At 63.6% G+C, this 12,368-nt stretch carries 9 protein-coding genes and 1 tRNA gene; 3 read left to right on the forward strand and 7 right to left on the reverse strand.

Going from position 1 to position 12,368, the window contains the following annotated elements:
- Positions 1 to 56 precede the first annotated feature (56 nt).
- Positions 57 to 947 carry a hypothetical protein gene (locus PV375_RS05215; RefSeq protein ID WP_201613809.1) on the reverse strand — a complete coding sequence of 297 codons (891 nt, stop codon included), beginning with the start codon at positions 945 to 947 and terminating at the stop codon, positions 57 to 59.
- Between the two features lie 165 nt (positions 948 to 1,112).
- Between PV375_RS05215 and gndA the strand changes: the two genes are divergently transcribed.
- A complete protein-coding gene (gndA, locus tag PV375_RS05220) occupies positions 1,113 to 2,576 on the forward strand; it encodes an NADP-dependent phosphogluconate dehydrogenase (RefSeq protein WP_332106426.1) in 1,464 nt (487 codons plus the stop codon).
- On the opposite strand, the gene PV375_RS05225 is transcribed toward gndA, so the two are convergent.
- The 6 genes from PV375_RS05225 to PV375_RS05250 all read right to left on the reverse strand — a co-directional run bounded on the left by PV375_RS05225 (position 2,573) and on the right by PV375_RS05250 (position 9,921).
- Positions 2,573 to 3,655 carry a hypothetical protein gene (locus PV375_RS05225; protein WP_332106427.1) on the reverse strand — a complete coding sequence of 361 codons (1,083 nt, stop codon included), beginning with the start codon at positions 3,653 to 3,655 and terminating at the stop codon, positions 2,573 to 2,575. The two genes, gndA and PV375_RS05225, sit on opposite strands and share 4 nt — an antisense overlap.
- 81 nt (positions 3,656 to 3,736) lie before the next feature.
- Complete coding sequence (gene metE / locus PV375_RS05230) at positions 3,737 to 6,070, reverse strand: 5-methyltetrahydropteroyltriglutamate--homocysteine S-methyltransferase (RefSeq protein ID WP_332106428.1); 2,334 nt, start codon at positions 6,068 to 6,070, stop codon at positions 3,737 to 3,739.
- A gap of 93 nt (positions 6,071 to 6,163) precedes the next feature.
- A complete protein-coding gene (locus PV375_RS05235) occupies positions 6,164 to 7,165 on the reverse strand; it encodes a methylenetetrahydrofolate reductase (protein ID WP_332106429.1) in 1,002 nt (333 codons plus the stop codon).
- A gap of 135 nt (positions 7,166 to 7,300) precedes the next feature.
- Complete coding sequence (locus PV375_RS05240; protein WP_332106495.1) at positions 7,301 to 8,269, reverse strand: ribose-phosphate diphosphokinase; 969 nt, start codon at positions 8,267 to 8,269, stop codon at positions 7,301 to 7,303.
- Between the two features lie 88 nt (positions 8,270 to 8,357).
- A complete protein-coding gene (gene glmU / locus PV375_RS05245; RefSeq protein WP_201613801.1) occupies positions 8,358 to 9,794 on the reverse strand; it encodes a bifunctional UDP-N-acetylglucosamine diphosphorylase/glucosamine-1-phosphate N-acetyltransferase GlmU in 1,437 nt (478 codons plus the stop codon).
- A 55-nt stretch (positions 9,795 to 9,849) separates the two neighbouring features.
- Positions 9,850 to 9,921 (reverse strand) — tRNA-Gln (locus PV375_RS05250).
- Positions 9,922 to 9,993: 72 nt separating this feature from the next.
- Between PV375_RS05250 and PV375_RS05255 the strand changes: the two genes are divergently transcribed.
- Positions 9,994 to 10,506 carry a MarR family winged helix-turn-helix transcriptional regulator gene (locus PV375_RS05255; RefSeq protein WP_332106430.1) on the forward strand — a complete coding sequence of 171 codons (513 nt, stop codon included), beginning with the start codon at positions 9,994 to 9,996 and terminating at the stop codon, positions 10,504 to 10,506.
- A gap of 64 nt (positions 10,507 to 10,570) precedes the next feature.
- Positions 10,571 to 12,367: an ABC-F family ATP-binding cassette domain-containing protein gene (locus PV375_RS05260; RefSeq protein ID WP_332106431.1), complete on the forward strand. Its 1,797-nt coding sequence runs from the start codon at positions 10,571 to 10,573 to the stop codon at positions 12,365 to 12,367.
- Position 12,368: the final 1 nt, after the last annotated feature.

Below are 12,368 nucleotides of genomic sequence, written 5' to 3' on the forward strand. Positions count from 1 at the left end.
TACACCGATTTATATGGCCCGGTAGGCGTTTTTGATCTGCGCTCAAACCCAGAGCATTATCGCCGGGATGCCTGACGCACCAGGCGAAGTGCTTTTCGATATCCCGAGCCACGTACAAGGTGCACCACGAGTGCGAGCGTGAAAAACAGCACAGCTTCAACAATGGCAGACTGCAGCATACTGCTCCCCACTGCGCCGTCGAAGCGATCACCGGCCATCATCCACACCGCCATACCCTGCGCCAGCGCGAACACACCGAACACCAGTGGTGCCAGACCAGAAAGCATCGAGCTGAGCACCACCAGCAGCTTGATGAGTCCGACAATGCCCGTCAATACGCCCGCAACGATGAGCTGGTCGCTGAAGGTCGACATGAGCCACTCAGAGAAACTCTGCATGATGTTGCTGCCCGGAATATAGGGTTCAACGCTCATGAACAGCACGATGAGACCCAAGACCGCACCGATCAGCATCGCTGCAACCCGGGCGCCGGTGCCGGGGTTGCCGGTTCCCTCTTCGAGCACCGCCATCACGTTCACGCCGCGATGGTCCAGCTGATAACCGGGGGCGCGCAGATCGCGTTCGGCGAGCATCTGCTGCGGTGTTGCGTGCTGCGGATTATGCCACTGGGGTGGGTTGTTGCGTTGCGGGGCTGCGGCGCCGGGCTGTTGCGATGCTGGCGGCACCGCGGCGGGAAGCACCTGGGTGGGTTCATCCACTCGGGTGGCCGCGCTTGGCTGCCGAGCATAGTTGAGATCGTCGGTGTCGTAGCGGCTGGTTGCAGTAACCGATTCGGCCGCATCCCGAGCTCCGCCATCGCGACCGGATGCATCCGATTGTCCGTCGCCACCGTTGATGTTCAGGTCGTAGGCGCGGGTCGGTGTTGGCTCGTCCTGTGCCGAGTTGTTGGCTGCGGGCTGGTTCCACCACGGCTGCTGATCGGTCATGAAATCGTGCCCCTCTTTCGTAACAAGTGGTTTCGCAACGATAGGTCTTGTGAACGGTTGGCTTTAGCGTAACGACCTCGGCGGTCGATTCCGGTCAGCCTCGGTAACGATTTTGGCCGCGGCCATCCATAATCGAAGGAAGCACTACGCGAAGAAAGGCGAGCCATGACTGATACCCGTACCACCCCGACAAGTGCATCCGCCAATATCGGAGTAGTTGGACTGGCAGTGATGGGGTCAAATCTGGCTCGCAACCTCGCCTCCCGCGACGGTAATACCGTCGCAATTTACAACCGCTCCCCCGAACGCACCGACGCGCTGGTTGCCGCGCATCCCGAAGCCGATTTTGTTGCCACGCACACCCTCGAACAGTTCGCTGCCGCACTGCAGCGGCCCCGAACCGCAATCATCATGGTGCAGGCCGGCAACGCCACGGATGCGGTGATTGATCAGCTGTGCGAGGTGTTTGAGCCGGGCGACATCATTGTCGACGGCGGTAACGCCCTCTACACCGACACGATCCGCCGGGAGGCTGCGGTGCGTGAGCGTGGTCTGCACTTTGTGGGCGCCGGTATTTCGGGTGGTGAAGAGGGCGCGCTGAACGGCCCCGCGATTATGCCGGGCGGCCCCGCCGAGTCGTACCGCACCCTCGGCCCCATCCTCGAATCGATCGCGGCCCGCGCCCCCGAAGATGGCGTGCCGTGTGTGGCCCATATCGGCACCGATGGCGCCGGTCATTTTGTAAAAATGGTGCACAACGGTATCGAGTACGCCGATATGCAGCTCATCGGCGAAGCCTACGATCTGCTGCGGCACGTGGGCGGCCTCAAACCCGCGCAGATTGCCGAGGTGTTTGCCGAGTGGAACCGCGGCGACCTCGAGTCGTATCTCATCGAAATCACCTCCGAGGTGCTGCGTCACACCGACGCCGAAACGGGTAAGCCGTTCGTTGACGTCATCGTCGACCGGGCCGGGATGAAGGGCACCGGAACCTGGACCGTACAGACCGCGCTGTCGCTCGCGGTACCGGTGTCGGGGATCGGCGAGGCCGTCTTTGCTCGCGGTGTGTCGGGCCGCACGGCGCAACGGGCGGCGGTGCGCCCCACGATTACGAACCCGCCGCAGCCGGTCGCGGTTGACGAGAGCTTTGTTGAGCAGGTGCGACTGGCGCTCTACGCATCCAAGGTGATTGCTTACGCACAGGGTTTTGACCTAATTCTTGAAGGCGCCCGTGAATACGGCTGGGAAATCGATCCCGGTGTGGTGGCGAAGGTGTGGCGCGCCGGATGCATCATCCGCGCCCGGTTCCTCAACCGCATCGCCGAGGCATACAGCCGCAACCCGCAGCTGAGCTCGCTACTGGCCGATCCGTACTTTGCCGCCGAGGTCGCCAAGGGTGCTGATGCATGGCGTCACGTGGTGTCAACGGCCGCGCTTTCGGGTGTGCCGGCACCGGCGTTTTCGGCCTCGCTCGCCTACTACGATTCGCTCGCGGCCGAACGGCTGCCGGCCGCGCTCATCCAGGCGCAGCGTGATTTTTTTGGGGCGCACACCTACGGCAGGGTTGACCGGGATGGCACCTTCCACACCAATTGGTCGGGTGACCGCACCGAGCAGCAGCTGAACTAGTCGCCGCTCGTCTCGCCCCGGGTAGCGGCTTCATCGCTGCCCGGGGCGTTTGTGTCGGCAGCAGCAGCGTCTGTGTCGGCAGGGTCTGTGTCGAGGCGCCCGTATTTTTGCTGCAAAAAGTCGAGGTGGGCATCGCTATCACGGCGGGCATCCCCCAACACTTCTTGCTCGAGCTCGTCGACACCACGACGCATTAACTCAACCACGCGGTCGAGGTCGCGTTCGAGCTCGGCCACGGTTGCCTCAGACTGCCCGGTTTTGAGTCGTTTCACCGCGGTGATTCGTCCCGCTAGCACCCGGTATTCGGTCATCCGGTCGACTTTCAGCGTCACCAGCCTCGTATAAGCGGGATGCGCGGCGGTGATGGCGCCAGCTTTTTCGATCACCCGCAGCCGCTGCTCCAGCTGCCCCATGCGGGCATCCGCCTCGGGGGTCGCGCTTTTTGTCCCGCCGGCGGGAGTGATCGGCATCGCGGTGGCGCGCACCACATCGTCGATAAACGAGTTGCGAGTCGATGGGCGTTCGAACGGGCTCACGACAATTTCGTTGTCACTCACAGCTCGCACTCGAAAGCTCGCGTGGCCGCGGCCGGTGAAGGTGCTCACCGATCCGGGCTCGCCGGTGCGCAGCGTCTCGCGGATCCGGGCCCGAACCGGGGCACCCGCCGCGCCGTGCAAATCAACCGCGTACGACTGCGATAGCGCTTCACCAGCCGCTTCGATGGCGGCATTGCGGGCTCGCACCTGACGCTGGCGGCGTTTCCCGCCCAGCCAGCCACCGATGAAGGCAGCTGCTCCAGCCCCGGCAATAATGAGCGGCATAAACGGTTGCGCTGCGGCAAGTTCGAGCACGCCGGCGAGCGACCCGGCACCAATCCCCAGCGCACCCCAGCCGACACCCGACCAAAACGGGATGGTTCCGGCTGGCACTGCGTTGCGGCGCCACATCCGGTCGCCCACCGGTGCAACAAAATGCAAATCGGTGTCGCTACCGTGACGCCGCCACCCAACCTCACTTTCGGGAAGTGAAACGGGCACCGGCTGATAGCGCTCTAGTGCGGCTCCGCTCGAATCAGACATGCCTCCATTGTCGCCGATGCGTTTGGGCGCTAGCGGCGAAGGGTCCGGTCACTCGAACGAACCCTTCCGCAGCTGCACCTGCTAGTGCGTAGTCGCGAGCGTCTCGCGAGCGGCGGCGGCAGCTTTGACGAGCCCACGCAGCGAGGCGATTGTCTCGTCATAGCCACGGGTTTTTAGACCGCAGTCGGGGTTAATCCACAGTCGGTCGCTGGGAATCGCTTTCGCGGCGATTTCCACGAGCTCGGCAATCTCGTCATCGCTGGGCACGCGCGGCGAGTGAATGTCCCACACGCCGGGGCCGATACCGCGCGGGTAGTCGTGAGCGGCGAGATCTGCCACCACTTCCATCCGTGAGCGGGCCGCCTCGATCGAGGTGACATCGGCATCGAGACCGTCAATTGCCGCGATGATTTCACCGAACTCCGAGTAGCAAAGGTGGGTGTGGATCTGCGTCGTCGCTGCCACTGCGGCGGTGGCAAGACGGAAGGCATCCACCGACCAGCGCAGGTAGTCGTCGTGGCGGTCACGCTCAAGCGGCAGCAGCTCACGCAGCGCCGGCTCATCAACCTGAATGATGTGGATGCCGGCGGCTTCAAGGTCGCTCACCTCATCGCGCAGTGCCAGTGCCACCTGGGCGGCGGTGTCGGCAAGCGGCTGGTCATCGCGCACGAACGACCAGGCGAGGATGGTGACCGGCCCGGTCAGCATCCCCTTCACCGGGCGGTCGGTGAGCGACTGGGCGTACTGCGACCAGGGCACGGTGATCGGTGCCGGGCGCGATACATCGCCCCACAAAATCGACGGGCGGGTACAGCGAGATCCGTACGATTGCACCCAACCGTTTGCGGTGGTGGCAAAACCGTCGAGGTGCTCAGCAAAGTACTGCACCATATCGTTGCGCTCGGGTTCACCATGCACGAGCACGTCCAAACCGAGTTCGAGCTGCAGCTCGATCACGCGGCGAATTTCGTCGCGCAGGAAGCCGTTGTAGGCCTGCTCATCAATGTCACCGCGCAGGAAGTCGCGGCGCGCGCGGCGAATTTCACCTGTCTGCGGGAACGAACCGATCGTGGTGGTCGGTAGTGGCGGCAGCGCCAGTGCGGCGGCCTGTGCTGCAGCCCGTTCGCTGTACGGTTCGCGTTGGCGATCTGCGGCGGTGATTCCAGCTACCCGTTCACGCACCGCCGGGTTGTGCACGCCGGGGGCTGCCTCGCGGTCGGCGAGGGCTGCGCTTGCCTCATCCAACTCGACCTGGATGTGTTCGCGTCCGTTTTCGAGACCGCGCGCCAGTATCACCACTTCGCGGGTTTTTTCATCGGCGAAGGCAAGCCATGAGCGCAGCTGTTCGGGCAGCGCTTCGGTCTCGTCTGCCAGGGTGTGCGGCACGTGAAAGAGCGACGTGGAGGTTGCCGCCGAAACCCGGGCCCCACCATCGCGCAGCTGCTCGAGCTTGCCGAGCGCGCGGTCAAGATCGGCACGCCAAATATTGTGTCCGTTAATCACTCCGGCAACCAGCTGCACGCGCTGCTCGTTCGCCGCTGCCGCCGGCGCCTCACCGTTAACGAGGTCAATACCGACGGCCTCCACTCCCGATTCCGCAAGCTGTGCGAAGCTCGCTTCGGGAAGAGCTGCATACGAGGTGGCGACAAAAATCGCGGGACGGTCGCTTGCCGCTGCCAGTTCGCGGTACACCTGACCGGCAAGCTTCCCCAGACGCGCCTGGTCGGCACCGAGCAGCTGTGAAACGAGCGCCGATTCATCCAGCTGCACCCACTCGGCACCCGCATCCCGAAGATCGGCCAGCAGTTCGCGGTACACGGGCACGAGGTCGTCGAGCCGGTCGAGCGGATCGAATCCTTCGGGTGCGGCATCGCTCGCCTTTGCGAGCGCGAGGAAGGTGACCGGGCCAACCAGCACCGGGCGTGTCACGTATCCGGCGGCTTTTGCCTCGCGCACCTGTTCGGCGCGCTCTCGATTGGCGTAGGCGAAATTGGTTTCGGGGCCGATCTCGGGCACCAGGTAGTGATAGTTCGTGTCGAACCATTTGGTCATCTCGAGCGCCGGATGCGTGGCGTCACCGCGCGCGAGCAGGAAGGCATCGTCGGTGGTCACGGTTTCGGCATTAATAGCGTCAGCGAAGCGAGCCGGCACCGCACCCACGGTAACGAGCGTGTCGAGCACGTGGTCGTAGGTTGACGAGTCTTCGGGGATGGATGAGTCGGTGCGTTCGAGCCCCGCCGCGGCGAGGGCTGCGCGGGCAGCGGCGCGTACTTCACCACGCACTTGTTCGAGCTCGTCGCGGGTGGTCTTACCACGCCAATATTGCTCGAGTGCGCGCTTGAGTTCGCGGTTGCGGCCGATGCGCGGGTAACCGAGGACGGTGCCGGTTGGGAATGACTGGTGCTGGATGGTCATGCTGTGCTTCTTTCAGATCGTTTTCGGCTGCGGTGCGGTCAGCTACCGCCGGATGCTGGTGGGATGCGCGCTCGGCTCTGTCGCCCGTGGCGTTCAGTGCGAGCGCATCAGCATTCGGAACGCTGCACTCGAGCTCGACTCGGGAACCGGGTCTTGTTTGGCCAGCAGGGCTTCAGCTCGCGCTCGATCAACTGCGCCGACGCGGCAGAGCAGTTCGACCGGTTCGCTGACTCGGTTTTGGGTGTAGAGGTGCAGCCCCGGAGCGCCCCCGTCGAGCAGGTCGTGACACATGGCGGTTGCCTGGGCGATCCCGAGTTCTTTGCGCGCGGCGTCACTGGTGCACGATTCGAGCGCGCGCTGCCAGCGCTGTGGCACCGGTTCACCGCTGAGCTGCGCCATGCGATTCAGTCGCGCGATCGAGGTGATCGGCATGATGCCCGGCAGGATGGGGATGGTCACACCGTGGGCGCGGGCACGTTCAACAAAACGCAGGTAATCGTCGGCCTCAAAAAACAGCTGGGTGATCGCGAGGTTGGCTCCGGCTGCTTCTTTGGCCAGGAGGGTGTTGAGGTCCTGCTGTTCGTCGCGAGATTCTGGATGCCCGGTGGGATACGCGGCGACCGCGATGATGCCGCCGCGGGCGTCCCTGACGCGCCAGCGTCCGTCGGTGGGAGTAACGCGTTCGAGTTCTTCGGGGATGCGGGTGCGTCGCACTCCGCGCACGAGTTGCGCGAGTTCGGCTCCGGTGCGGATTTCGCCGAGCCACTCATCCCCTTCCGCTTCCGCTGGCTTGTCACCGCGCAGGGCGAGGAAGTCGCGGATGCCGCGGTCGATGAATTCACCGATGAGCGCTGAAAGCTCTGCGGTGGTGGCGCCCACGCAGGTGAGGTGCGCGAGGGGACGCACTCCGGCGAGGTCTCGCACCAGTTCGAGCACGCCCAGCGACTCTTTCCGTGATGAGCCGCCGGCACCGAAGGTGACCGAAATGAACTCCGGCCCCAGCGCACCCAATTGGCGCGCAACATCCGGCATCCGCGCCGCGACGGCGGGCGTGCGCGGCGGGAATAGCTCAAATGAGAACGGAACGGCGGTCATGCAGCCACCGTATGGCGAGCCGCATCAGCTGCCCAGCCGAGCTGTCACAAAGCGCAGTTCAGCGTCACGCGACGTCACACTCTGACATCTACTGCGACAAAATGCGAGATGTGCTGTCGCCCTCACGGCAGGATGTTACGCGGCCCCGTCAAACATGCTGGTGACCGAGCCGTCCTCAAACACCTCGTGAATCGCGCGCGCAATGAGCGGCGCAATCGGCAGCACCGTGAGCGAGTCGAACTGCTTTTCTGCGGTGATGGGCAGCGTGTCGGTGACGACCACCTCGTCGATGCACTCGTTTGAGAGCCGCTCGATAGCCGGGCCCGAGAACACGGCATGGGTTGCCGCCACGACCACCTTCGAGGCGCCGTGGTCGCGCAGCGCTTGTGCGGCCTTGAGGATCGTGCCGCCGGTGTCGATCAGGTCGTCTACCATCAGACAGGTGCGGCCCTCGACGTTTCCGACGATGTCGTGCACGGTCACCTCGTTCGCCACCTTCGGATCGCGACGCTTGTGGATAATCGCGAGGGGTGCACCGAGTGCGTCCGACCAGCGGTCGGCGACGCGCACGCGGCCCATATCGGGCGAAACGATGGTGAGGTTCGGGTCGTTGCCGAGCTTTTTGCGGAAGTACTCCATCAGCACCGGCATAGCGAACAGGTGGTCGACGGGCCCGTCGAAGAAGCCCTGGATCTGGGAGGCGTGAAGATCCACCGACATGATGCGGTCAGCGCCGGCGGTCTTGAACAGGTCAGCGATCAGACGTGCCGAGATGGGTTCGCGCCCGCGGCCCTTCTTGTCCTGGCGGGCATATGGGTAGCAGGGCGCAACGACGGTGATGCGCTTGGCAGAGGCGCGCTTGAGCGCGTCCACCATGATGAGCTGCTCCATGATCGCCTCGTTGATCGGGGCGTCATGCGACTGGATCACAAACGCATCCGCACCACGCACCGACTCGCCGTAGCGGGCGTAAATCTCGCCATTGGCGAAGGTGCGGGTTTCGGTTTCGAGCAGCTCAGTTCCAAGCTCGTGCGCAATTTGCTGGGCCAGCTCGGGATGGGTGCGCCCCGCGATCAGTACGAGTCGTTTTTCACCGGGATGCATGATGCCAGACACGAATTACCGCCCCTATTTCGCTCGTCAACTGCAGTTTGCTGTCGTCTGCAAGATTAATAAAACCAGGTTACTCGCTTTATTCGCCCGACGTGCCGGATGCATCCTCGGCAGCCTTGGCAGAGTCGGAACCGGGCCGGTTTTTTGCCACCCAGCCGGGAATGTTTCGCTGCGGGGCCACGGTGATCACCAGGGCGCCGGCGGGCACATCCTTGCGGATGGTCGTACCGGCACCCGAGTATGCGCCGTCGCCAATCTCAACCGGAGCCACCAGCACATTGTCGGAACCGATCTTGACGTGTTTGCCAACCACGGTGCGATGTTTCGCCACCCCGTCGTAGTTCGCGGTGATCGTGCCGGCGCCGAGGTTCGAACCCTCACCAATTTCAGCATCGCCGACATACGAAAGGTGCGGCACTTTTGCGCCGGCACCGATGGCGCTGTTTTTGGTCTCAACGAAGGTGCCTACCTTCGCTCCGGCACCCACGACCGAGTTCGGCCGCAGATAGCTCCAGGGCCCCACGGTCGCCCCCTCGCCGATCACCGAGAGCGTAGCGTCAGTGCGTTTCACCGTGGCGCCAGCGCCAACCTCGCAGTCAACCAGCGTGGTGTCGGGGCCGATCACAGCCCCCTCGGCCACTGTGGTTGCCCCGCGCAGCTGCGTACCCGGCTGAATTTCCACGTCGGGAGCCAGGGTCACGTCGCGCTCAATGATGGTGGTGTCGGGGTCGACAATCGTCACACCCTCACGCATCCAGTGTTCGAGTACGCGACGGTTGTATTCGCGCGCGGTCGCACCCAGCTGCGCGCGGTCGTTAATTCCCTGTACGAGCCAGTTGTCGGTGACCGCCACCGCAGCAATCCGGCCGCCGTCGCCGCGGATCAGTGCGGCCGCATCCGTAAGATATTTTTCGGCCTGCACATTGTCGGTGCCGATGCGCGACATCGCATCCCGAGCCGCGGCTGCGGTAAAGGCATACACTCCGGCGTTGATTTCACGCACAAGCTTCTGCTGCTCGGTGGCGTCACGATCTTCAACGATCTGGGCAAACTCCCCGCTGTCATCGCGCAGCACGCGGCCGAATCCGGTCGGATCGTCATAGATTGCGCTGAGCATGGTGAGATCGTCGCGCCGGCTGCGGTGCGCATCCACCAGACGCCCCACCGTTACCGAGTCGAGCAGCGGCACATCGCCTGAGAGCACCACCACATCGCCGTCAAAATCGGCGGGCAGTGCATCCAAACCGGTTTCTAGGGCACGACCGGTGCCGGGAATTTCATCCTGATCGGCAATGATGGTGTTCGGTGCAAATTCGAGGATGGCTTCGGCCACCCGGTCGCGATCGTGGCGTACCACCGCAACTGTGTGCGCGGCACCGAGCTCTGCCGCCGTGTGCAGCACGTGTCCGATCATTGGCAGCCCACCGAGCTTGTGCAGCACCTTCGGCGTTTTCGACTTCATCCGGGTGCCCTTACCAGCGGCGAGGATGATCACGGCCAAGTTCTGATCGGTCATGTGGCTACTCCCAAGATCGTGTCATTGGCGACGGTACGCGGGCATTGAGTTGTAGCTCCTCCCCCAGGATTCGAACCTGGACCTCACGGCTCCAAAGGCCGTCGTGCTGCCGTTACACCAAGGAGGAATGTGTCGTGCCCGTATAGTCTGCCACGACTTCGCCGCAGGCGCCGAAAAACCGTCGGGAATAATAGAACTTATGTCTGAATTCAGCGGTCGGGATGCGGTCGACCAGATCGTCGCAGAGTGGGCCACCGTGCGTGGCGACCTCGATTTTTCGCCCCTCGAGGTGTTTTCGCGAATCAAACGCATCTCACGCCAGCTCGATGCCGTTCGCCGCACCGCTTTTTCGGCGGCGCAGCTCGAACTGTGGGAGTTTGATGTGCTCTCGGCGCTGCGCCGTGCCGGTCACCCGCACGCACTCACCCCGAAGCAGCTGATGCAAACCAACCTGGTTTCTTCGGGCACCATGACCAACCGCATCGACCGACTCGAACAGCGCGGCCTGGTGCGCCGCAGCGATGATCCCGCCGATGGCCGCAGCGTGCTCGTGCACATGACCGGCGACGGCATCGCCCGCGTTGACGAAGCAATTAAGCATCTGCTCCGGGCCGAGCAGTCGCTGCTCGAGCCGCTATCGCCGGCCGAACGCGAGGTTTTTGCCGACACCCTGCGCACGCTGGCAGTGCGGATCGCACCGAACGACAGCTAGCGCCCGCGATGCCTCCAGCGCGGCAGTTAGCTCCGCCGCGTGCTGTCAGGCAAACTAGACGCCTATGGTTCATCTACTTGGCGCCGAACATCTGCAGCTCGAATTCCCCACCAAAGCCGTCTTCGACGACGTCACCGTGGGAATTGCTGCCGGCGACCGCATCGGCATTGTCGGCCGCAACGGCGACGGTAAATCAACGCTGATGAAAATCATGGCCGGGCGGATGCAACCCGATGCCGGTCAAGTGACCGTGCGCCGCGACACCCGCATCGCCATGCTCGACCAGAGCGATGCGCTCGATCTGGATGACTCGGTGGGACACAGCATCGTTGGTGACCGTGACGAATTTGAGTGGGCCGGGGATGCACACATCCGCGACATAATTGGCGGCCTGGTCAGCGATCTCGATTGGGATGCCCGCATTGGTGACCTTTCGGGTGGCCAGCAGCGTCGGGTGGCGCTCGCGCAGGTGCTCATCGATGATTGCGATATTTTGATGCTTGACGAGCCCACCAACCACCTCGACATTGAGGGGGTTCACTGGCTGGCAAAGCATCTCAACGAACGCTGGTCGCCGAACGAGGGTGCGCTCGTGGTGGTTACCCACGACCGCTGGTTTCTCGACGAGGTTTGCACCCGCATGTGGGAGGTGCACGACCGCATCGTCGAAGAATTCGAGGGCGGTTATGCCGCGTATGTGCTGCAGCGTGTTGAGCGCGACCGGCAGGCTGCAATCGCCGAGCAAAAACGCCAAAACCTGATGCGCAAAGAGCTCGCCTGGCTGCGCCGCGGCGCTCCGGCGCGCACGTCAAAACCGAAGTTTCGCATCGAAGCCGCCAACCAACTGATTGCCGATGTGCCGCCGGTGCGGAATCCGATCGAACTACAGCGGATGGCGGTTGCGCGACTCGGCAAGGATGTGGTCGATCTTGAGAACGCCGCCGTTGCGTTTGGTGATCGGCAGGTGCTGCATGACGTTACCTGGCGGATTGCTCCGGGTGAGCGCACCGGCATTCTGGGAGTGAACGGCGCCGGGAAATCGACGCTGCTACGGCTCATTACCGGTGAGCTCTCACCCACTTCGGGCCGGGTCAAACACGGTAAGACCGTGCGCATCGCCACCCTGTCGCAGCAGCTTGACGAGCTCAAAGAGGTTGCTGACGACCGCGTGTTTGAGGTGGTGGGCCGTCTCAAGCGCACCTACACCGCGGCAGGCGACGAGATGACCCCCTCGCAGCTGCTCGAGCGGCTCGGCTTTACCAGCGCGCAATTGCAGACCCCGGTGCGTGATCTATCGGGCGGTCAAAAACGCCGGCTGCAATTGCTGCTGATTTTGCTTGACGAACCGAATGTGCTCATCCTCGACGAGCCCACAAACGATCTCGACACCGACATGCTCGCGGCGATGGAAGATTTGCTCGACACCTGGCCGGGCACGCTGCTGGTGGTGTCACACGACCGCTACCTGCTCGAGCGCATCACCGACCAGCAGTATGCGGTGATTGGTGGCACGCTTCGGCATCTTCCCGGTGGCGTGGATGAATATCTGCGGCTTTCAGCGCACGGCACCGCACCTGCGGCCCCCCAGGCGGGCGAGCAGGTTGCCGCTCCGGCAGCGGCCGATTCATCCCGGCTCAGCGGTGCCGAGCGGCGCAGCCTCGAAAAAGAGACCGCGGCCATTCAGCGGCGCCTCACGAAACTCGCCGAAGAATTAACCGCGGTGGATGCGAGGCTGGCCGCACATGACCAGTCAGATTACGAGGGGCTCACCGCGATCGGTCACGAGCGCAGCGCCGTGCAGGATGAAATCGATGAGCTCGAGTTGCGCTGGCTCGAACTTGCCGAACGGCTCGAAAACTAGG

The organism is Gulosibacter sp. GYB002, from assembly GCF_036577665.1.
Lineage (GTDB): Bacteria > Actinomycetota > Actinomycetes > Actinomycetales > Microbacteriaceae > Gulosibacter > Gulosibacter hominis.